17 protein-coding genes and 2 pseudogenes are annotated in these 20,972 nt (G+C 69.3%); 7 read left to right on the forward strand and 12 right to left on the reverse strand.

The window, feature by feature from the left end; genetic code table 11:
• Positions 1–35: 35 nt before the first annotated feature.
• The 3 genes from ACLZOT_RS29930 to ACLZOT_RS29940 are packed head-to-tail and all read right to left on the reverse strand — an operon-like array spanning position 36 to position 3,448.
• Positions 36–758, reverse strand: a complete 723-nt coding sequence (locus tag ACLZOT_RS29930) for a helix-turn-helix domain containing protein (protein ID WP_416972240.1) — start codon at positions 756–758, stop codon at positions 36–38.
• A complete protein-coding gene (locus ACLZOT_RS29935; protein ID WP_416972241.1) occupies positions 758–2,818 on the reverse strand; it encodes a hypothetical protein in 2,061 nt (686 codons plus the stop codon). Before ACLZOT_RS29935 ends, ACLZOT_RS29930 begins: the two co-directional genes overlap by 1 nt.
• Before the next feature lie 24 nt (positions 2,819–2,842).
• On the reverse strand, positions 2,843–3,448 hold the full coding sequence (locus tag ACLZOT_RS29940; RefSeq protein WP_416972242.1) for a helix-turn-helix domain-containing protein: 606 nt from the start codon (positions 3,446–3,448) through the stop codon (positions 2,843–2,845).
• Positions 3,449–3,841: 393 nt separating this feature from the next.
• Here ACLZOT_RS29940 and ACLZOT_RS29945 point away from each other — a divergent pair, with 393 nt between their 5' ends.
• Positions 3,842–4,351: a hypothetical protein gene (locus ACLZOT_RS29945; RefSeq protein ID WP_416972243.1), complete on the forward strand. Its 510-nt coding sequence runs from the start codon at positions 3,842–3,844 to the stop codon at positions 4,349–4,351.
• 19 nt (positions 4,352–4,370) lie between these two features.
• Here the strand turns inward: ACLZOT_RS29945 and ACLZOT_RS29950 are convergent, their stop codons facing one another.
• Positions 4,371–6,713 (reverse strand): Helicase associated domain protein, encoded by a 2,343-nt coding sequence (locus ACLZOT_RS29950; protein WP_416972244.1) that lies wholly within the window; start codon positions 6,711–6,713, stop codon positions 4,371–4,373.
• Positions 6,714–6,974: 261 nt separating this feature from the next.
• On the opposite strand from ACLZOT_RS29950, the gene ACLZOT_RS29955 reads away from it, so the two are divergent.
• The 4 genes from ACLZOT_RS29955 (at position 6,975) to ACLZOT_RS29970 (ending at position 12,475) form a co-directional block, all read left to right on the forward strand.
• Complete coding sequence (locus ACLZOT_RS29955) at positions 6,975–8,000, forward strand: TniQ family protein (protein ID WP_416972245.1); 1,026 nt, start codon at positions 6,975–6,977, stop codon at positions 7,998–8,000.
• A gap of 288 nt (positions 8,001–8,288) precedes the next feature.
• Entirely contained in the window at positions 8,289–8,996 is a 708-nt protein-coding gene (locus tag ACLZOT_RS29960) for a hypothetical protein (RefSeq protein ID WP_416972246.1), read from the forward strand.
• Entirely contained in the window at positions 8,993–11,395 is a 2,403-nt protein-coding gene (locus tag ACLZOT_RS29965) for a Mu transposase C-terminal domain-containing protein (protein ID WP_416972247.1), read from the forward strand. Before ACLZOT_RS29960 ends, ACLZOT_RS29965 begins: the two co-directional genes overlap by 4 nt.
• A complete protein-coding gene (locus tag ACLZOT_RS29970) occupies positions 11,396–12,475 on the forward strand; it encodes an ATP-binding protein (protein ID WP_416972248.1) in 1,080 nt (359 codons plus the stop codon).
• 33 nt (positions 12,476–12,508) lie between these two features.
• On the opposite strand, the pseudogene ACLZOT_RS29975 reads toward ACLZOT_RS29970, so the two are convergent.
• Positions 12,509–12,751: pseudogene (locus ACLZOT_RS29975) on the reverse strand (transposase); the annotation flags it as partial.
• Positions 12,752–12,799: 48 nt separating this feature from the next.
• A complete protein-coding gene (locus ACLZOT_RS29980; protein ID WP_416972249.1) occupies positions 12,800–13,264 on the reverse strand; it encodes a hypothetical protein in 465 nt (154 codons plus the stop codon).
• A 176-nt stretch (positions 13,265–13,440) separates the two neighbouring features.
• Between ACLZOT_RS29980 and ACLZOT_RS29985 the strand changes: the two are divergent.
• Positions 13,441–13,612, forward strand: a pseudogene (locus ACLZOT_RS29985) (transposase); the annotation flags it as partial.
• A gap of 298 nt (positions 13,613–13,910) precedes the next feature.
• Positions 13,911–14,315, forward strand: a complete 405-nt coding sequence (locus ACLZOT_RS29990) for a hypothetical protein (protein ID WP_416972250.1) — start codon at positions 13,911–13,913, stop codon at positions 14,313–14,315.
• Positions 14,316–14,337: 22 nt separating this feature from the next.
• Here the strand turns inward: ACLZOT_RS29990 and ACLZOT_RS29995 are convergent, their stop codons facing one another.
• From ACLZOT_RS29995 to ACLZOT_RS30020, 6 genes are all read right to left on the reverse strand, one after another.
• Positions 14,338–14,814, reverse strand: a complete 477-nt coding sequence (locus tag ACLZOT_RS29995; RefSeq protein ID WP_416972251.1) for a Mov34/MPN/PAD-1 family protein — start codon at positions 14,812–14,814, stop codon at positions 14,338–14,340.
• Positions 14,811–16,088: a HesA/MoeB/ThiF family protein gene (locus tag ACLZOT_RS30000; protein ID WP_416972252.1), complete on the reverse strand. Its 1,278-nt coding sequence runs from the start codon at positions 16,086–16,088 to the stop codon at positions 14,811–14,813. The genes ACLZOT_RS29995 and ACLZOT_RS30000 overlap by 4 nt, the downstream gene beginning before the upstream one ends.
• Complete coding sequence (locus ACLZOT_RS30005) at positions 16,082–16,672, reverse strand: hypothetical protein (RefSeq protein WP_416972253.1); 591 nt, start codon at positions 16,670–16,672, stop codon at positions 16,082–16,084. The genes ACLZOT_RS30000 and ACLZOT_RS30005 overlap by 7 nt, the downstream gene beginning before the upstream one ends.
• Positions 16,669–17,646 carry a hypothetical protein gene (locus tag ACLZOT_RS30010; protein ID WP_416972254.1) on the reverse strand — a complete coding sequence of 326 codons (978 nt, stop codon included), beginning with the start codon at positions 17,644–17,646 and terminating at the stop codon, positions 16,669–16,671. The genes ACLZOT_RS30005 and ACLZOT_RS30010 overlap by 4 nt, the downstream gene beginning before the upstream one ends.
• 186 nt (positions 17,647–17,832) lie before the next feature.
• Entirely contained in the window at positions 17,833–19,614 is a 1,782-nt protein-coding gene (locus tag ACLZOT_RS30015) for an SAVED domain-containing protein (protein ID WP_416972255.1), read from the reverse strand.
• Positions 19,611–20,939 (reverse strand): HesA/MoeB/ThiF family protein, encoded by a 1,329-nt coding sequence (locus ACLZOT_RS30020; protein ID WP_416972256.1) that lies wholly within the window; start codon positions 20,937–20,939, stop codon positions 19,611–19,613. Before ACLZOT_RS30020 ends, ACLZOT_RS30015 begins: the two co-directional genes overlap by 4 nt.
• Positions 20,940–20,972 lie beyond the last annotated feature (33 nt).

Genomic DNA, 20,972 nt, shown 5'->3' on the forward strand with positions numbered 1-20,972 from the left:
CACAGCTGACCTGAGCCTGTACGGCCCGGACGTGGTCAGCGAGGGCGCCAGGTGCGGATTTCAAGGTGGAGGATGTGCGCGTCAGGGTGGATGCGTTCGGTCTCCACGAGCCATTGGTGCATGGCGGCGGTGACGTCGCCGCCGGCGTCGTCCACGCGGCGGGCGAAGTCAGCGGCGTTGAAGCCGCCGGTCTGAGCGGAGCCGTAGGAGCGTTCCTCGGTGTGGTCGGTGCGCTGGATGACATCGCGGCGGACGCCGGGTGAGTCGGTGCGGCTGCCGGAGGCGTACAGGTAGGCGGTCTTGGCCAGGCGGACGGTGAAGGCCAGGCGCAGACCCAGGCGGGCGGCTTCGGCGATCAGGGGGCGCAGGCGGGCGGAGCCGGAGGCGATCGCCTGGGCGCCGACGCGGCCGGTGCCGGAGCCGGTGGGAGTGATCAGGAGGGCCTTGCCGCGCACGCGGGCGCGGGCACCGGAGGCGGTGGTACGACGTTGGATGCGGCGGGTGGCGATGGCGGCGAGTTCGGGCAGGTCGGTGATACCGCCGGCCTCGACGGCGGTGACAACTTCGCGTAGAGCGGTGACGAAGGCCGCGCCCTTGTTCTTGGTGTAGAACTGCGAGACCAGGGACGGGTCGCGGTCGATGATGCGGGCGATGTCGCGTTTGGTGAAGCCGGCTTGCTGGAGTCGGTCGGCGAGTTGGGCTGCCTCGTTGCGCTCGCCCTGGGGGCTAGGGCGGCGTCGGCGGGGGCGCGGCGGCATCAGGACTCCTGACCGGTGCTGGTGTGGGCGGTGCGTCCGGCATCGCGCAGGGCAAGAAGTTCGCCTTCGGTGGCGGGTGCCGGCAGCGGGCCGGTGAGGTGTCCGCGCAGCAGGTAGTCGCCGGGCTGATGGTGGTAGGGCCAGTTCTGGGGCTGGGTGAGGTAGACGGCGTCGGTGCGGAAGGCGACGACGGTGCCGGGCAGGGTATGCAGGGCCCCGGCATAGGTGTCGTCGTCACGGTGGCGCTGGGAGAGCAGGGCGGCGCGGGCGCTCGACCAGATCGCAGCGGCCCATTCGGGGTGGGCGTTGGGGTCGCGGGCGAATCCCGTGGGCTTCTGCCAGCTGATCAGTTCATCGTCGAAGCCGATGATCTCGGCATCTGGCGGGACGTCGCGCTCCAGGGTGCGCGGGGTGGTGCCGGTGACCATGCGGGGACGCTGGGCGAAGGAGCCGATGCCGTACAGGAGGATGGAGCGCACCGCGCGCGAAGCGAGATGCGCGGCGCGTGCCTGCTCGGGGTTGCCCTGGAAGTGGGCCTGGGCGGAGAGGTTGGTCCAGGTCTCCTTGAGCTTCTTCGCCCAGTCGTCCAGCGGTTTGCCGTCTTCCCACAGGATGCCGTCGAGGATTTCGATCTTCCACGGCTGGATCGGGTTGGTCAGTGCGGTGTGCACTTCCGGGCCGCCGGCCCAAGTGGTGAAGGTGGTGCCGGGCGTGGCCGGGTAGCACCAGGCACGGTCGCCGGGGGCGGGCGCGGGCAGCAGGCCGACGTGATTCCAGGTGTCCGGCACCGTGACCCGGACCTGCCAATGCCCGCACCCGTAAAGGGCCCGCATCTGCTCCTTCTGCGACCATGCGGCGAAGGTGTGGCCAGTGATACGGCGAGGGGTGCCGACCGGGGATTTCCAGGTGTGCTTGGCGTAGGCGAAGGTACGGTCGTATTCGACGAGTTGGGGCAGTTGCTCGGGCACGCAGGGCGGGGTGAGGAGCTCGTTGCGGCCCTGGCCGGCGGTGGCGTGCAGCAGGCCGCGCAACTCCTCCGACAGCACGGGAAAGCCCTCGGCATGCTGGCCCCGGGTGGGGATGGTGCGGGTCCACAGGTCACGGCCGGTCTGCGAGGGAGAGCCCATGATCACGGCGTCATCCCAGTGACGGCGCAGGGCCTGCCACAAAAGGACGAAGGCGTCACGGACGGTGTGCGGGCCATCTTCGCCGAGGTCGAACCACTCCCCCACCGAGCGGATCTCCACATGCTGCTCGCCGTTGTCGAGCTGGTAGCGGCCGACGGGATTGCGGGCGTGGACGAAGTGCCCGGCCATGCGGTCACGGCCGCGGCCGGTGTCTGTGCGCCAGCCCGGGATGGGAGCACTGAGCCAGGCGGCTACGGCGTCGCGCAGGTAGGGGTAACGGTCGGCGTCCCGGTGCCAGGGGTCGCCGCCTGTGATGTAGATCCGCTCGACGCCTTGGGGCAGTGTGTCGAAAACGGCAGTGAGGATCTCCGCAGCCGACGCAGCGCCGAGGTCGAGGTGGTGGGTCTGGTCGCGGTGCACCAGAACGCCGGTCATCGCGTCCAGGAAGACGGTGGAGCGGGCCTGCTGGGTGAAGTTCGGGCGGATGGAGGCCAGACCGGCAGTGTGGGTGAACCAGCCCTCGCCCGCAGGGCCTTCGGGGATACCAGGCAGGCTGGGTTCTTCGGCAGAGGTGTCGGGCGAGGGCGGGGCAACGACGGGGCTCGAAGGTTCTGCGCTGCCTGCGGCAGGGGTGTTATCCGGTTCCGGCTCAGGGTGGTTGAGGATCTGCGGCGCGGCCGCGGGGGGAGATGCACTGTCGTTGGTGGCGAGTTCGGCGGGGGCCAGAGCGGGGGCCAGGGCGACGACGTCGGCCACGCTCAGGCCGGCCGCGGGGGCGATCCGTTCTGCCTTTGCCCTGTCGGACAGGGCCAGTTGGGTGATCCGCTTGTTCCTGTCGGCCTCGAGCTTGGTCAGGACAGCCCGCGCCTTCTTGATCTCGTCACGCACCCCTCGCAGATCAGCAAGCGCTGCGTTGTAGCTCTGTGCGTCCATGGGTCTTCCTTGTCCGGGCCAGATTCAGGCAGCAGCTTGCGTGGGAACGTAGGCGATCGCCCCGCCCGAGTGGGACGTGAGCCGACTCCCCAGAAGGAGTTCGGCGAGCCGCTGGTCTTCCTCTACCTCGGAAGTGATCACGGTGTGCGGGGTGACCAGATCGGTGACATAGCCGGCCAGGCGTGCATCAGGGAAAGCGTGACGGCCCTCGGCGTTCCTCTCCCAGCGCTCGAGGCCGGTCAGTATCGCCACGACGTAGCCGGACAGGGTGACAGGCAGGACTCCCCCGGCCGCGACGCTCACCGCATCGCACCGCCACCAGCCTCGCAGGGCCTTCAGAACACTGTCGGCGCTGAGTGTGGCCGAGAAGCCGATCCAGTCACGGTCGGGATCGTCGGCAGGCTGGGCGGCGTCCACCCGCAGCACGGCGATCTCCTGGGCATCCAGCTGATGCAGAGGGGCATGGTGGCGCGCACTGAGGGCCTGTGCGGCACTGAGCGGGATCATGACGCGCACCCCTCGGCGGGAGAGGCCGGGAAGCAGTCCGGCATGCACGAGGCGCCGGAAAGTCGTGACGGCGCAGCCAAGTTCCTCGGCTGCCTGTCCCGTCGTCAGGAGCACGCTCGTCACACCCTTCCATGCGGACTCTTATATCTGATTCGGCATCTACTTTAGGGTGCGGGTTGAGGCGGCGTCAAAGACCGTCTGGGGCGCTGCGCGGAAGCCCTGCGTGCTGTCTTCGGGGCCCTGACGGATCCTTGTCCTATCGCGCGGAGGCCCGAAGCGCCGTGTCTGCTGAGGACCCGCCAGGGAGCGGCAGGGCTTCGGGACACCTCAGACGGGCAGGGCAAATACCGTCATGCTGCGGCAGGTTGAGGAAGCGAGTGAGCCAATGCGGGTACCAAACGGATTCCCCTGTGGTTCCGGCGCCGGGGCGCGGTGGCGGTCGATAGCGTCGGATCAGCACCGTGCAACGTCATGAAGGGCGGATTCATGCCAGAACCTGTCGCGGAACCTGTGTCCTTGCGCGCCAAGTACACCGCCATGATGACGGCAGAGTTGGAGCTCATCGCGAAGGAACGTGAGCGAATCGAGCTGGAAGTTGCCGCGTTGCAGGATCAGCTTCGCCTCCTAGAACGTGACCAGGCGTGGCTGTCGAGCATGCAGGAACAACTGCCCCCGTTTCCGGGCGCGGAGGGTGGCAACGGCGAGGCTGCCGCCCCGGCCGGTCCCGTCCAGGACGGCGCTTCGCACGGCGGCGTTGGCGAGCAGCCCGTCGGCCCGGCCGCGAAGGAGCCGACCCTGCGGAATCTGGTCGTCGGCGAGCTACGGCGGCACGGAGAGCCTCGCTCCTCCAACGATGTGGCTGCGGTGCTGCGCCGGGCCCATCCCAAGCGCAGGATCAAGGAGCCGGCCATGCGGCACGCCCTGGAAGCTCTGGTGAAGCAGGGCCGGGTGCAGCGGGCCAAGCGGGGCAGCCGGGTGTTCTACTTCGTTGCCGATGCTGCGCCGCAGGGCAAATCGGGCCGCTGACGGGCTGCTGCCGTAGGTGTCACGCTGCGGCATCGCAGGACAGGGGAGCCAGGAAGGCTGGCAGGAGTTCAAAGCCCATGACGTCAAGGGCGGTGCGCTGGTCGGGGGTCATCTGTGCACTGTCGCGGCGGCGCCGTGCCAGCCAGGCGCCGAGCATGACCTCGTCACCGTCTACGTCTTCGGCATGGTCTGCCGGTACCTGGAGATGACCGTGCCGCTGGTGGTATTGGCGTGCCGCGCGCAGGCCGCGGTTGAAGGCCCGGGCTCGCAGGCTGGCCGGGCGGGTCAGCAGCATGCTGTGCGGGTGTGCGTCGGGACAGGCCCGTGCCAGGGCATCCAGCAGGTGTTTTTGCTGCGCATCGAGCAGGTGGTAGTGGGTGATCTGCCGGTCCAGCCAGCTGTCCCAGGCCGAGTCGAGGCTGTCGTCGCGGTGGTAGGTGCATCGCCACGTGCTGCCCGTCAGACGGCGGCGGATCTGGACATAGGTGTACTGCCAGCGCAGGCTCCACGGCGGATTCCAGAAGGGGTCCACGGAGTTGAGGGCGGCGATGCGGGCGGGGGCAAGCTGGCCGGTATCCGCGCGGCGACGCATGGTCTCCAGCCAGGCGGCGACGGCGCGGTCGCCTCCGTGGGCGTGTTTGCCCAGGGCGAGGGTGCCGTGGCGGGTGGCGTAGGCGGTGGCGCGGTTCAGGCGATGTTCGAAGCTGTCGGGCGGGTGCGGCCAGGAGATGCCCAGGCTGGTCAGGGCGGCGATGCGGGCTGCCGGCAGGGCACCCGCGGCGTACAGGGAGCGCTGCTGGCCGATCCACTGGCCCAGGGCCAGGCCGTCATGGGTGACGTGCTCGCTGGGGATGTTGAGATGGCCGTGGTGGGTGCGGAAGGCCTGGGCGGCCTGCCAGCCGTCGCTCCAGTAGGCGTTGTGGGGTGGCTGGTGGGTGCGCAGGGCCAGGGTGCGGTTGACTTCGGCGGCGCGGTGGGGGCGGGCCGGGATGGGCTGGGGCCGCTTCTTCATGCGGCGGCCGAACCGCTGGTAGAGCTTGGTGTCATAGACGGCCAGTCCGTTGAAGAACGCCCAGAAATCGGAGAACTCGGAGGATTCCATGGCCTCCTGGACGGGCTGGCCGGGGGCGATGTAGACGGGCAGGAAGATCGAGGCGCGTTTGGCCTGGCCGGGTGGTTTGCGCAGGGACCGGCCGACGGTCTGGGCGATGGTGCTGGGGCTGCGGCGGGGATCGGCGATGAAGATGCCGTCGGTGTCGGGGGCGTCGACGCCCTCGCTCAGCACGCGGACGCTGGACAGGACGGCGCCATCGTGGCTGTCAGCGACGCTGCCGGGGGCGAGGGCGGAGAAGTGGGCGAACTCCTGGAAGTACTGCTGGCGTTGCCAGGCCGGCTGGCGGCTGTACAGGGCGCGCGCCCAGGGATTGCGGATGCCGGTGTGGTCGGCGAGGGCCGCGGCGGTCTCGGGCAGCGAGTTGGCGAAGCCGCGGGCGGCGGCGATGCGGCCGTGGAAGGTCAACACCCGGCGCACGTCGTGTTCGGCCATGGCCGTCAGCAGCGCTGCCTGCATCGTGGCCAGGCGCAGTCCGTCCAGGTGCGGGGTGGGCAGGCAGTCGTGGAGGATGTCGCGCAGCCTGGGGTCACGGACTTCGGGGATGACGAGCTGGTAGTCGGCGAGGATGCCTCGTTCGATCGCTTGGGCCAGGTCCAGGTGGTATACGACGGGGCCGTAGACGGTGGGGTCGTCCATCGAGGCGAGCCGTTCGATGCGGGGGCGTGCTTGTGTGCGGGTGGGCGCGCGCCAGTTGCGGGGTGTGGCGGTCATGTACAGGCGGTGCGCGGTCGGGATGATGCGGTCGTCGTGGATGAGTCCCCAGCGTTTGTCCCAGTCGCCGCTGGTGCGGTGGGCCTCATCGGCCAGGGCGAAAGCCCACCGTGGCAGACCGTGGGCGCTGTGCGCGTCGCCGATGGCGGGCAGCGATGCGTAGGTGGCGAAGACGGCCGTGCGGCCGCCCTTGGCGACACGGCGTGCCAGTGCGTGCGAGTCCGAGGTGAGCAGGAGGTGGCCGCGGAGTCTGCGGTCATGAATCCCGGGCAGCGAGCACATGCCGATGAGCTGGTCGAAGCTGCCGTCGGCGAGCCAGCGGGCCGCCGTCTGGATCAGCAGTTCCAGGGTGGGGACCAGGACGAGAACGGGACCGCGTGCGGTGAAGTGCTCGGCGATGCGCTTGCCGATGAGGGTTTTACCGGTGCCGCAGGCGGCGATGATCGTCGCGGCTGCCAGCCTTCTGTGCAGCAAGGCGTCCACTCCTGCACCGACGGCTTCTTCCTGGTGAGGGCGCAGCTGAGCACGGTCGGACATGTGACGCGCTGACTCCCTCCTTCTGCCAGGGGCGGGAGGTGGCGCCCCCAGCGCCTGCTGATGAGGCGAGCGTGGCAGCTTCCCCCCAGGGCCCGGCCGATGTTGACCACAGCTGTTCTGTTTTCTCTGTACTTGCACGTATGAGACTGGCGCGAAGGCCAGGTTGGGCCGGATTCCGATCGTTTGCGGCGCCTGCCCTGTCCCGTGCCGACGAGGGGAGTTGGATGGAAGTCGCGGTCAGCGGACTCCCGGGAGTGCATCATGGCGGAGCAGCGGGACGAACGGCTGGGGCGGCGGCGCCTGCACTTGCGGCTGCGTTTCCTTGCCGGCGAGTCCACCGGCTCGTACGTGACGCGCCTGGCCGCCCGCAACCATCTGCCGATGGAAGACATGCTGCGCAGCATGGGCATCGGCCCGATGCTGCCGGTCGAGCCGCAGTACACCGAGATGTACCTCAGCCGCTACGCCCGCGAGCGCCTGGCCAACCTGGCGGGGTACACGGTGGCCGAGATGCAAAGGCGTCTGGTCGGCCTGCGCGATGAGTTCCTGATGTCCGACGGTGACAAGGACGACTGGGAGTGGCCGTGGGATGCACGCGCCGGCTACATCGTCCAGGCCTGCTCGCTGTGCGCGGCGCAGCGCGGCACCCGCTCCCCCGCCTGGCTGATCCTGCCCGACCCCTGGCACGTGTGCCTGCGCCATCACCGCTGGACCGACAACTCCCGCAGCACCCAGCATCCGTACATCGATCTGAGCAACCTCAAGGACGTCGTCCGCGCGCAGCAGCGACTCAACCGCCTGGGCAGGGATCTCGGCCCGGCCGCCCGGTGGGTGTTCGCGGACGCCTGCTCCATCCTTGTGCGTTCTGGCTACCTCGAGGACCCGGCACGGACGGAGGAATGGGCCGCGTTGGCCAAGCAGTTGGGTGAACAGCGGGTGCGGCCGCTGGCGCAGCTGAGCCGGCTGTCCCTGCTGACGCGGGACCTGGCCTGGCTGGAGGTGCGCCGCCTGTACGGAGAACTCGGGCAGGCCGACTACCGCAAGTGGCTGGAGCGGGCGACCCGGCGGCACGGCTTCACCTTCGCGAGGCCACTGACGGAGTGGCACAGCCAGCACCAGCCGCTGAGCCGCGGCGTCCCGGAATTGTTCAGCGATCAACCGCCTCCCAGCAACGTGGTACGGCGGGCTACGGGGCACGAACTGCCGTCCTGCCTGGCCGCGGTGGAAGACCTCTCCTGCCTGCCGTGGGTGCGTCTGCCCAACACCATGGACCGGTTGTTCCTCTGACCGGCCGCTCCCCCTTGCTCTTGGTCCCGCTCCTGCAGGCGCCGTTGGGCCCGGCCGGCCTGGCACAGCAGCAGCTCGGTGAGCTGGATGATCTCCGCGGACTCCAGGGGAAACCGCACGGCCTCCCGGTGCTGCGTGCGTTAGCGCACACAGCACCAAGAACGCAAATCCGCTCCACCCGTTCGAGTGAACACCGGTCTCTTGGCTACGCCGTGGCGCCGGCGCCCAGACGCTTGAGTGTCGTGCCGAAGACGCCAGCCGTAAGACACGGTGCGAGGGGAGCAGCCGGTGGAGGTTCAGGTACGTCACCGCGACGACATCGGCCATGAGCACCTCGTGCCGGCCCGCGCCCTGCGGGGGCTGCCGGTGGAGGAGTGGCCGGTGCTGCATGAGCAACGGGCCTACAAGGGGCGGAAGTCGAAGGTGCGGCAGTGGTGGTCGTCGACCACCAAGAAGGACATCAGCTGCAGGTCAGCGGAGCACGCCTGTGCGGCCATGTTCCTCGACCGCGACCCGCACATCGCCTACCTGGCCGCGCCGTGCCTGCAGATCGAGTGGCAGGACGGGCCGGATTCGGGCGTGGTGCATCCGGCGTTCATGGCCCGCACGGTCGACAAGCAGCAGCTGCTCTACCTTTACTCCCCCTCCGGCACCGAGCCGGACGCACACGAGGTGACCGCTGCGCGGGAAGCCGCTTCGGAGGCGGGCTGGCAGGTGGACGTCGCCCTGGCCCCGGGCGGCCAGCTGCGCCGCAACGTGTATCTCGTCTCCCAGTTCCGCCACGACGAGTGCGCCGACGACAGGGCGCGCAGCCTGCTGCTTGAGGTGTTCGCCCGGCCGCTGTCCGTGGCCGAGGCCGCCGATGCGGCGGACCTGCTGCCGGAGCATGGCCGGGCCTATAGCTGGCACCTGCTGTGGACGGGTGAGCTGACGACGCACTGGGAGCAGCCGCTGACACCCGACAGCCTGGTCTGGGCGGCCGGAGCGGCCGCATGAACGCCCCCCTGGCCGTGCCGGCGGATGCCCCGGCGCAGACAGCGCCCACGCTGCAGCCGGGGATGACGGTTCGCTGGAAGTCCGGCTGCTACCTGGTGGGAGCGGTGCAGGGCGCCACCGTGCACCTGTCGGCGATGGACGAGGCCGGGCAGGACGCGCTGGCGCTGGTCTCCCAGCTCGTCGCGGCCCCGGACTTCGCGGTGCTGATGGTTCATGGAGTGCCGCAGGAACCGGAGCCGGTGGCGGATCTGTCGCTGCTGGACCGTCTGTCCCCCCAGCAGCTGAAGGAGGTGCGCTGCTGGGAGAGGCACGTCCGGGAGGTGCTGACCGGGCGCCCCGTCCGTGTTCCGGAGGGGTCATTCACGCCGCGTCGCGGCTACGACGTCGCGGTCACCACCCGCACCGCGCGTTACACGTTGAAGGCCGCCGAGCTGCAGGCGGCCGGGCTTTCGGGATCCGTCGCCACCGTGCAGCGCAAGTGCCTGGCCTACGAGAAGGAGGGGCTGCTCGGTCTCATCGACCGGCGGTGGCTGCGCACCGGCAACCCGTTCGGGAACGTGGACGAGCGGGTGCTGAAGGTGATCCGCCAGGAGGACAAGGCTCAGGAGGGCGAATCGGCGGGCACTTGGTCCCGGCTGCGCAAGCGGGTGCGTGCGGCGCTGCGCCGCAGCTATCCGCAGGAGTACCGCGACCTGATGCCGGCCCGCTCCACCTTCTACGACCTGCTGAAGCGGATGGGAATCTCGAAGGCCTCGTCGAGCGCCGCGGGCGGCACGCAGGCCGATGCTCCGGAGCCGCCCTACGCGCCGGTGCCGGTCACACTGCTGGGCGAACGCGTGCAGATCGACTCCACCGGCCTGGATGTGCTCGCGCGCGGGGACGACGGGCGTCCCGTGTCGGTGGAGCTGACGTACGGCATCGACGTGCTCTCGCGCAGCTTCGTCGCCGGGATGATGGTGCCGAAGTCTCCGGGCCGTAAGAAGGGACCGGGCAGTCGGCGCCGCGGCGGGCGCGGCACCAAGGCGCTGGATGCCACTTTGCTGTTGGGGCAGGCGATGGCGCCGCTGGCCGCGCGCCCCGGCTGGGCGCCCGTAGCGCTGGCGGAGAATTCCGACCTGCCGTATGCCCGGATGCTGGCCAGTGATCCGCGGATGGCCGGCGCCGCTGCCCGCCCGGTGATCCGCCCCAAGACGGTCGTCGTCGACAACGCCAGGATCTTCAAGTCCCGCCACTTCCGGGAAGCGTGCAGCATGCTGCAGATCGACGTGGAGCCCGCCCGGGAGCGCACCGCCACCGACAAGGCGGTCATCGAGCGTGCCAACGCCACGATCAAGAGCGGGTTCTGCCAGTTCGTCGCCAACTACACCGGCAACCACCCCACCGCCCGGGGCAAGAACGTCGGCAAGGGACGGCTGTGGTCGCTGAACGAACTGCAGGATCTGTGGCACGAGTGGGTGGCCACCGAATATCAGCAAAGCCCGCACGAGGGCCTGCGCTCGCCGTTCTGGCCCGGCCTGGTGCTCACCCCGAACCAGATGTATGCGGCCGCGGTGGCCACGGAGGGCGGCGTGCCGCGCCCGGTCACCCTCGACGAGAGCCGCAAACTGCTGCTCCACGCCAAGCGCATCGTCACCCGCGACGGCATCAAGATCGACAACCGGACCTATGTCAGCCACCGCATCCGCGACTTCAAGAACCGCCGCACCGGCATCAAGGGGCGGGGCCGGCGCTGGTCGGTCTACTACAACCCCTACGAGCCCAGCCGGGTGTGGCTGTATGACCACACCGTCAAAGACGAGCCGTCCCGCAGCCCGTGGGTGCCCTTCGACTTCAGGTACCAGCATCTGATCAAGGACGCCTGGACTCAGTATCTGTGGGAGCAGGCCGCCCTCCTGGTCACGGAGCGCACCGGGCGGGAGGACAGCGAGGAGGACATCGCCCGGGCTGTGGACGTGTTGCTGACCCGCGCCCGCAACGGCCCCTCCCCCGGCCGCCGCAGTACTCCCGCGGCCGCGTTCGTCCCGCAGCCCGCCCCGGCCCCCGAACCGCCCGTCAGCCCGTATGCCGGGATCGTGCCGGCCACTCCGGGCAGCGTGGCGCCGGCGCCGTCCCTGAATGTCGCTGCCAAGGACCTCTTCCCCGGCCAGCGCGCCGCGTCGCCCACGACTGCACCCCCGCCCACGCTGGCACCGGCACCGGCACCGGCACCGGCACCGGCAGAGGAAGCCACCTCGCCGGGCCGGCTGCGACGACGACGCCCGGTTCCGGGCGGTCCGCACAGCCTGGCAGGGTCGGCCGGGGACATCTTCCGTGGACTCTCCGCTCCCCCACCACAGCCGCCCGAGTCCGAGCCCGAAACCCAGCCGGGATCGTCCGGCGACGATCCCGAGGAGACCTGAATGGACACGGCGCACCCCACCCAAAAGCCGGTCGGCTCCGCATCCCCGCCGGCCCTGTTCACCCCGCTGGACCCCGAACTGCTCACGGTACGCGCGGGGTTGATGGACTTCGTGCACCGCCGCCTTGAGCCTCCAGACCTGCAGGACTGCGCGCCCCAGGGCACGAAGGTCACCGACACCGACCCGCGGATGATGTACCACGGGGAGCTGCTGCCCGTGTCCACCCCGGATGTGACGAGAGGCCTCAAGGACGCCCGGCGCGCCCTGCGCACCAACCGGTTCCGGCCCGTCGGCAAACGCATGAGCATGATCATCGACGGGTGCGCCGGCAAGACCACCCTGCTGCTGCAGATCGCCCGCGCCTACCAGGGCATCCTGGAGCTGGAACGGCGGCCGGATGACGAATGGACCCCCGTCGTCTACATCAACGTCCCGCCACGCCACGAGCACAACCTCGACTGGTCGCTGCCGTTCGCGGACTTCTTCGACATGGACCACACCATCAACCTCGACAAACGCACCTACCGCAGCACCGACATGACCGAACCCGTCGTCCACGCCATGCGGGAAAGCCGCACCTCGCTGATCCTCATCGACGGCATCAACCGCATCCACGACAATGACCTGGCCGCAGCCTTCGACTACTTCGACTGCCTCCAGGCCCGCCTGCGGGTTTCCATCATCTACTGCGGCCGCGGCGCCACCGACATCGTCAACGAAGGCCTCCACAACCGCCGCCGCGGCGAACGGCCCCGCACCTCCGAGCAGTTCCGCAGCACCCTGCCCGTGATGTGGATCCGCCCCATCCCCTTCTCCGAAGGGGACGAAGAAGACTGGCGCAGTGTCCTGCTGCGCTACGACAAAAACCTGCGCCTCTACAACCACGTGCCCGGCGCAGAAGCGCTCCTCGAGTTCGAGGAGGAACTCCACGAGCGCACCGGCGGCTACATGGACACCCTCGACCAACTCCTCTGCCAGACCGCCCAGCAAGCCATCGAGGACGGGACCGAAGCCATCACCAAGGAGCTCCTCGACGACATGCTCGTCGGCCGCACCGACTCCGACGACGACTGGTCCTAGGTGTATTGACCCGCAGCGTTGTTCACACGGCTGTTCTTCCGGCAACCTTGCCCACGTGCCGTCCGCTTCCCAGCGGGCGAAACGCTCGTAGACGGTCTGCCACGGCCCGTACCGCCCGGGCAGGTCGCGCCACGGGGCCCCGGTCCGCAGCCGCCACAACACACCGTTGGCCACCTGCCGGTGATCACGCCACGGACGGCCACGCCCGTCCACCTGCGGCAACAGGGGATCTATTCGCTCCCACGCCGCGTCCGTCAACTCACCTCGACCTGCCACAAGATCAATCGTCGGACAAGCCTCAGGGATATGGCCAATGGCTTCGGGTCAGGCCCGCTTGCGGCTCGCGATCTCGTCAGAGAGCTGCTGCACGTGGGCGGGGTCCGCGTCCCGGGCAAGGGCGACGTAGTGGTCCATGACGGCCAACCGGTAGCGCACGGGCAACGTCTGGCCTGGGGCGAGTCGGGTGAGCTCGGTGATGGTGAGGTCTTCGTCTGCGATACCGCGGAACGAGCGGCCGCCGGCGGTCTCCACGTCGAACATCAGGACCACGCGTGGATTGCTGTTGACCTCCCGCCAGTCGACGAGAACGCCGAGCGCAAGCGCCCCCGTACGCAGTTCCGCATTGCGCTTCCGTGCATCACTGCTCAGGAGCGGGTTCGGGGCGACGCCCGGGAAGTCGGGCCCGACGCCCAGCGATTCCCGACTCAGGTCGGGCCTGAGCTGCACTGTCAGATCGTTGAACTGGTCAAAATCGAACAGACCGTTGAGCTTCTTCTTCCAACCGAACATCCTGGTCCCTCCCTCACACCGGTGCCGGAATCTCGGCCTGGCGCTTCGCCCTCACCGCGATGGTACGGCGCGGCCATTCCCGACCTCCGTCGCATCGCCCCGTCCCGATGGGGTCGCCGTCTGCGGTCGCGGACGGGCTCGGTCGGTGCACCTGTCTGCCAGACGAGCCACGTCCGCACCGCGATCGCAACGTGGTCGAACGATGTTTCACCCGCCTCAAGCAGTTCCGCGCGATCTCGACCAGATTCGACAAGCTCGCCGATCGCTACCGCGCCGGTATCGCCCTGGCCTCCCTGATCCTCTGGCTCCGCGAACCAGCCAGGTGATCATTTGTCAGACACGCCCTAGCCCTGCCCTAGCCCATCCGGCACCACAACGATCACTAGGGCGGCAGGACATCCGGCGGCTTGGCACCGTGCGCGCCGAAGTGCGTCGGCACAAACCGCTCGTGGCACCAGCCGCGCACCGGGCTGGCCGACCGCGCCCGCGTACCTTCGCCACGAGGCCGAGCAGTGCCTGGGCAGATCTTGTCGGCATCGCGCCGGAACTTCGCCTGGGGCCGGCAGTCCGAGATCATCCAGTTCGGCGAAACCAGCCTGCCGTAGCGCTGTCTTGCAGGTCGGGTCGTGTGAGAGATGATGCCTGCGTGGAGGACCAAGGGAACCGGATCGCTGGGGCAGGAGCGCAGATCCCCGAGCGGCTGCGTGCCGTCGGACCGGGTTGGCATCCTCTGCTGGAACGCCTGCACGCGCAGCTCAACGTGGTCGTGCCCGGCTACCGGGTCACCGATGTGTCGGAGAAGCTCGGCGGCTTGCGCATCCATGTCACCGCTGGCACGCAGTCCGTGCCCGAGGCGGCGATGGCGTTGGTGGCGGCGTCTGTCACGGAGGCGGCCGCCACGTGCGAATTCTGCGGGGCGGTTGGCCGACCGCGTGCACGCAAGGACTTCCCCGGAGGTTGGATCAAGACGGTCTGCGAGCCCTGCCACGCGGACTGGTCCGCCCACAAGATCCTGATCGTGAGCGGTGCCGTACGGCGCCGCTCGCTCTAGCCGCGGGGGTGTCCTGCGGGCATCACCCGACGGGATCGTCGAGCCGCAGCTGCACCGGCGTGATCCGGTCGTGCCGGGCTGTCCAGGCCGCGCCGACCCAGCGGCGTTCGGAACGGGCGAGGATGACCGCGATGACGCTGTGGAATCCCAGCTCCGGGTCGTCGAGGAGTTGCCGGTAGGTGGCGGTGTCGCGTGCGCTGGGGACCGGCCGGCTGGTGGGGTGGGTATGCCATTCGCCGACCCAGACACTGCCGTCGGCTGTGAACGCCCGGTCGGCGAGGGCCTGCGCGTGGGCCAGGTCGCGCAGGAAGTAGGTGGGGGTGCGGACGGCGTCGGGGCCGGGGGTCCCGGCGTGGTGGATGGTGACGGTGTCGTGGGTGTGGTGGCCCAGCAGGATGCCTCCGGTTTCTGTGGTGTGGTCGGCCGTGCGCAGCTCCGTGGTGATGACGCGGGTGGCCTGCGCGGTGAGGTGGACGGTGGTGACGGGCTGCTGGGTCATGGTGTTTCGCAGGTGGGGCAGCCGGGTCGGGGCGGGGTGGCGTCGAGCCAGCGCAGTTCGGCAGTGCGGTCGAGGTCGAAGGGTGGGGCCCAGTCGGGTTGGCGGCGCAGGCCGAGCAGGGCGTGTTCGCCCGGCAGGCGCTGGTCGGGGTGTCCGGCGCGTTCCAGGAGGGTGGCGACGGCGGTCTTGGCCGCGAGATGGGCGATCAGGTGCAGGTCGGTGCCGACGGCGGTCATCGGCCGGTGGGTCGTGCCGGTGCCGTAACCGGCATCCAGGGTGGGCTCGGGATCGAGGCCGCCGGCCTCGGCGAGGCTGTGGCGCCGGCAGGTGAGGCAGCCGTGATCAGGCCAAGGGCGCAGTCGGAGGATCTCACCGAGGGCGCCGTCTTCCAGGACACAGGCGAGAACGGCCGTGAGACCTGCGCGGCGGGCCAAGTGGCCGGTGACACGGCGCGCGGCCACCCCGTCTGCCGCGCAGACGACAAGGTCGGTGTCCGTGAGGAGGGCCCGGATCCGGTCGGCGTGTTCGATGACGTCCAGGGCGTGGGCGGCGACTTTCGTGTCGGGGCGCAGTGCGGTGAGTTCCTCGGCGAGAGCGGTGACCTTGTGCCGGCCGATGTGCCTGCGTGCGCTGGTGTGCCGGACGAGGTTGTGCCAGGCGAGCCGGTCGGGGTCGATGAGGGTGAGAGAGCCGATGCCGTAGCCGGCGAGGGCGTGTGCGGTGGCCGAGCCGATGCTTCCTGCTCCGACGAGCATGATCCGCTTGCTCTGCAGCTCGTGCACGGGCCAGTGGTCGTCCAGTTGCCGGATACCGGTGATGTCCGGTTCGACGGACACGGCGATGGGTTGCGCACCGCCGGGCGTGACGTGCCAGGCAAGGAGGTCCGGGAGACCGTGTTCGGGGTAGGCGTCCTTCAGCCCTGGGGCGTAGGTGATGGCCAAGTAGCCCGGCGCTCCGGGTGCCTTGTAGCCGCTGGGCACGGCGGCCCTGAAAGCGTCGAGGGTGAGAGAGGTACCGCGTCGTGCCATCAGAGCCAGCCACATCAAGTGCAGGTCAGGACTGACGCTCAGCCACCAGCCGGTGGAGACGGCCGGGTAGCTGGCCAGCAGACGGTGCTCGGGTGACGGTTCCACCGGAAAGATCGCCTGGCCCTGCTGCGACAAGCCCCGGACAACAGCGAACTGTTCCGGGTCGTTGATGCGCAGGGACAGCCGCCCCCACGATCCCAGAGAGCGCACCTTTTCCGCGGCCTGCTGTGGGATGAGGATCAGCATGCCGGGCCGTCCTGTCCGGCTGTGTCCTGGTCGCTGTGCTCGGTGTTGTCGGGCGGGACCGGAGGCTGGGTGAGGAGGTGGTCGAAGCGGTCGTCGTCGACGATGCCGTTGTCGGTCATCCGCTCGATCTTGTTGTGTTTCATGAGGGCGTACTCGACTCGCCAGCCTGCTGCCTTGAGTAGCAGGTCAACGATCGAGTCGCGGCCGGTCCACAGGGCGGCCTCGCGCAGGAGGCACAGGGTGGCGTCGCCGTTGACGTGCCAGCGGGTCTGGGTCCACTCGTACGGTTCGGGCAGCGGATCCAGCGGGACGAGCCGGGGCGCCACCATGGGGTAGGCCTGGCTGTACTCCACACGCAGCCGAAGTCCTTCCTCACCGACCCAGCTCGTGAGGTGCGCGGGCTCCGGCCGGTCGAACGGCCAGAGGGGCAGTGTTCCCTCCCAGATGCCGGCTCCTTCCTCATTCCAGGCGAGGTTGGGGAAGTGGGCGGCGATCTCCTCGCGGTCGCGGTGCAGCCGGCGCGGTTCGCAGGCCCACCAGGAGTAGTTGGGCGCAGTGCCGGCGGGGGCGGGCGCGGTCGTCATCCCTGGGGTGCGTCCTTGATGGGGCGCGGGGTGATGAACGCGGGCGTCCCGGTGATCAGCGTGGCGGCCTTGGCCGGAGCGGCGGGAGCCGGGAAGCCCTCGCCGAAGATCTCCTGCCACAGCCGCAGCGCGTCGTCGGTGTCGCCCTCGGCCGCCGCCGCGCAGGCCCGCTCGGCGACGTCCGCGACCTCGGCGAACACCGCGGACAGGCCCGCACGGTCCAGGTCCGGCTGGATCTCCCCGCACAGGCCGGCCGGATCCCACACGCCCTCGTTGACCTGGACCGCGGCGGCGGTGAAGAACGTCTTCAGTCCCTGGGACCGGTTGCCGGACCTGGGCATGCAGTTCAGGGCGAGGACCTCCATGACGAGGGACTTGATGCGCCCCTCGACCGGGACGGTGTGCCGCCACTGCTTGAGCACCCTCACCAACGGCCGGAAGTGCGACCAGGCACGCTGGTGGTCGGCCACCTGTGCGATGAGGTACTCCGGGTCGGCCGGCACCCACCGGGTGCTCAGCGTCTCGGGGATGAGCAGCGAGCCGTCCGCCTGGCGCAGTGCGGCCATGACGTCCACGGTGAAGGCGTCCGGGTCGTCCGGGTCGTCGAGGAAGCACTTGACCGCGTGGTTGCGCAGCAGGGTGTGCCTCACCACGTTGCCGTGGGTGCCGCTGCTCTGGCTCAGTAGCCGGTTGACCTGGCCGCGGATGTGCTCAAGGGCGTCTTCCGCGCTCGGCCCGTCGGTTCCCCACTCGGGGTGCTCGTCGAGGTCGTAGATGGCGATGATGTCCACGTCGTGGATGGGCTTGAGCTGCGTGCTGCGGCTCAGCGAGCCCGAGCCGAACGTCTCCAGGACATCCGGCTCACCGCCGAGGGCGCTCTTGAACAGGTCCCGGCGCTCGCGGGCCAATCTGGTCTTGCCGATGTCCTCGTTGACGGTCTTCTGGAGCGCGTCGAACGCGTCGTCGATCCCCATGGTGGCATGCCTCCTCGGGCGGGTCGTCCAGCCCGGGTGCACGCCGCGGCCACAGGCTCCCGGATCGGGTGCCGCGACCGCAACAAGCATCGATGGCTGCTCGTCCACCACCGTAAGACCCACCACTGACAACGCCCCCGGGCCAAGGTCTGCTGATCATCGCGGGGGGTGTCTCCGACGCCACGCCTATAGGCCGAGCAGGGTCTCGGTGATCGGTCCGCCGGTGACACCTGGCTCAAGCACGAGAGCTGGGGTGTAGCGGGGCGGCCCCTCGGGGGTCGCGTTGTCCCATTCGTAGACGACGGTGCGCAGTGTGTTGAGGTATCGCCCTACAAGCAGGGCCATCGCGTAGGGGCCGTGGAAGGCGAGATGCACCTCCGCACGGCCGTTGCGTGCGGCCAGCTCTTTGATCTGTTGTGCGATAGCCGTGCTGAGGCGTGCGGCCTCGCGCGGGTCGAGCCGGTTCTCGCCGACGACAGAGACTACGGCGGCGGCCGCGAAGCCGTCGCTGGACTCGTGCAGGAGTTGTTCGAATGCGGTCCGGTCTGGAGCGGGCGTCAGGCTGACGAAGATCGCGACGCGGTTGTGGCCATCGGATGTCTGGGCTGGCGCGAGGTCAACGGGTTGCGTATGAAGTTCACTGGTCAGCGGGTCGTCGCCGGCTTGTACGGATGTCCACAGGGCGTCGCGGAGGTCGACGGCCTCAACGTTGCCGATCTTCGTCTCGGGCAGGGCGGCTCCCAGGGCCAGGGCCACCGACAGGTGGGCTCCGCCGGTTACGCGTACCGTGTGCGCGCCGGTGGCGTAGACGGCGTCGCTGATCAGGGGCAGTGTGGTCTGCAGGAGTTTGAGTCCCTCTCGTGACGGCAGACGCCCGTCGTCGGCGGCCCTGATGCGGATGTGGAGATCGTCCTCGCCGGCGTCCACGGCGAGGGGGTCAGGGCGGGTCTGGACTCGGATCGTGAAGGCGCGGCCCTCGTTGCGGATGGCGGACTTGCGTTGTTCGACCCGGTGCATCAGCAGGTCCCGCACGATCTCGCGCTCGCCGGACGGCTGGAGCATGTTGCTTTGCTTCTTGTCGGCGAGGGTGCGGGAGGGAGCGAGTCTCAGGAGCCGGTCCGGTGCGTCGTAGTCGCACTGTGCATCGCTTCCCGCTCTGGCGATCTTGTTCGCGATGCACAGGCTGAAGGCAGGGTCCTCGTCCAGTTGTAGCAGCCGAGGCAGCTCACGTTCTCGAACGATGTCGCTGTGGACGATCTCCGGTGTCACGACGAGCACGGCTGCCGAAAGCCCGGTGGTCAGGGCCTGCTCGAGGCGATCGATCGTCGTGCCTGGGCGCAGGTCAGTGCGGTCTCTCCACACGACGAGACCGGCGGCCCTGAGCAAGTTCTCGATCGAATCGGCCTGCGGGGAGCCATCCGACTGCCGGTAGGAGATGAACACCGCGCCATCACGCCGAACCGCGCCCTCCTGTAGTGGCCCCAGTGCCTCGAATCTCTGTGGTGGCGGAAGGACCGTTGCTGCCTTGCTGGTGACGCATCCCCATCGTTGGCGCCGGGTGATCAGCCCGGAGAAGGGATCCGCCCCGCCGGGAGCGTAAACGAGGAGCGCGACCGGGCCGTCGTGCTCCCGGGCCGTCGCCCGCATCGCAGCAACATCTGTCGAACTCGGTCCGGACGGTGCGGGATGGCTGTGCCACTCGCCGACGTAGCCGGTTGGATCGTCATCCGCTCGCTGGGCCAGGAACTCTGCGAGGAGCGCGTTCGCCTTGACGTCATCGCGCACGTACCTGCGGGTGGACGCTCCTTGTCCGTCAACCACGAGGGCATAGGTGACAGCGACGTTGGCGTCTTCCCGGTAGCCGAGGAGGATGCCACCCGTTTCCCGCGGCAGCTGCCGGGCGGTCGCGGACGCGATGACCTCGTATGCCTCCTGGCGCAGCTCGATCCGTGGTGCCGGCCGGGTCACTGGTGGCTCCCTTGTGAGGCGGAGTGGAGGTGCCGCGTCTCCCCAGCAGGATGGAGAGGGCGGTCCACGAGGAGGCCGATGGCGTGGCGGACGGTTGCCGCTGCTGCCTCGATCACCGCGTGGGGCGGCGTTGGGGAGATAGGGCTTCCGCAGCCTGCTTCGAACAGGGGCGCTGCCTCGGTGTCGGCTCCGGTCGTCGAAGGCGGCAGCGGTGCGGCATCTTCGAGCGGTGGCAGTACGTCGATGCGATAGGTCCTGCCGTCGTTTTGAAGCGCCGCGGACAGGACCCGTGTGCCCACTGCCCGGGCGCTTACGTGCAGGAGTGCGGTGGTGGCGAAGTCGGCGGTGGCGTTCACGACGAGGTCGTGGTTCCGCAGATGGTCAACCGCCTCGGCACCCGAGGTAAGCGCGCCATTGATGATGACGATGCCACCGGCCAGCGCCTCGTTCTGCCTGACGAGGTGTCGCTTGACCGCTTCGACTTTCGGCAGTCCGACCGTATCGGGTCCCACGAGGTGGCGGACGAGGTTTCCCGGCATGACGACATCGTCGTCGATGAGAGTGAGGTGACGGACCCCGGAGCGCACCAGCATGTCGGCGATGAACGAGCCCAAAGCGCCGAGGCCGACCACTGCGACCCTGGATTCACGCAGTGCGGGGGCCAGGACGCCTGCGCGAGCAGACCGGGCTGCCTCGGTGTCTGCGCCCGAGCGCAGACGTGTGACGGACGTGCCGTCCTCCTTCGTGGGCGCTACGTCCAGCACGATCGCGCCCTCGCGGGTACCGCGTCGGTAGACCAGCACGACGACTGCGACGGACTGCTGGCGGATTCTGCGGTCCAGCTCCGCGTTCGAGTCGAGCCGGGCACAGATGTCTGCCCAGGTTCGCGGCGGCACGTCCACCTCGCCGAGGTCGGCCACGTACCCAAAGCGGTCCTTGCTCTGCTTGAGAGCCTTCCTGGGGCGGGTGCCGTGCCTGATCCGCATCGTGTTGTTGCTGGATGGGCTGAAGCGGACAGAGCGGTTGAGGTACTGGCCGAGGTCGTCGTAGAGGTAGAGGCGCCGGTCCGCGGACTGATGGAAGTACCGGTCGAGGTCGAGGTCGGGCCGGTCGTCCGTCCAGCCGGTGTCCGCGTGCTCGAACCACGCTGTGACGTGTTCGAGGAACGCCGGTGCCTCCGTCCACCACAACCCTTCATGATCATCCTCGGCGACCAGGCACAGAGCGCCGTCCGGGTCACGGTGCCAGGACCAGGGCACCGCGTCGTGGTCGACCGGCGCCACCCTCGGCGGCCGAAACGGGAAACGGGGCGGCAGGTCGATCACGACGCGAGTCGTGCCCGCCGAGTGCGGGACCGC

It is taken from the genome of Streptomyces sp. 4F14 (assembly GCF_048159485.1).
In the GTDB taxonomy this organism is placed as follows: domain Bacteria; phylum Actinomycetota; class Actinomycetes; order Streptomycetales; family Streptomycetaceae; genus Streptomyces.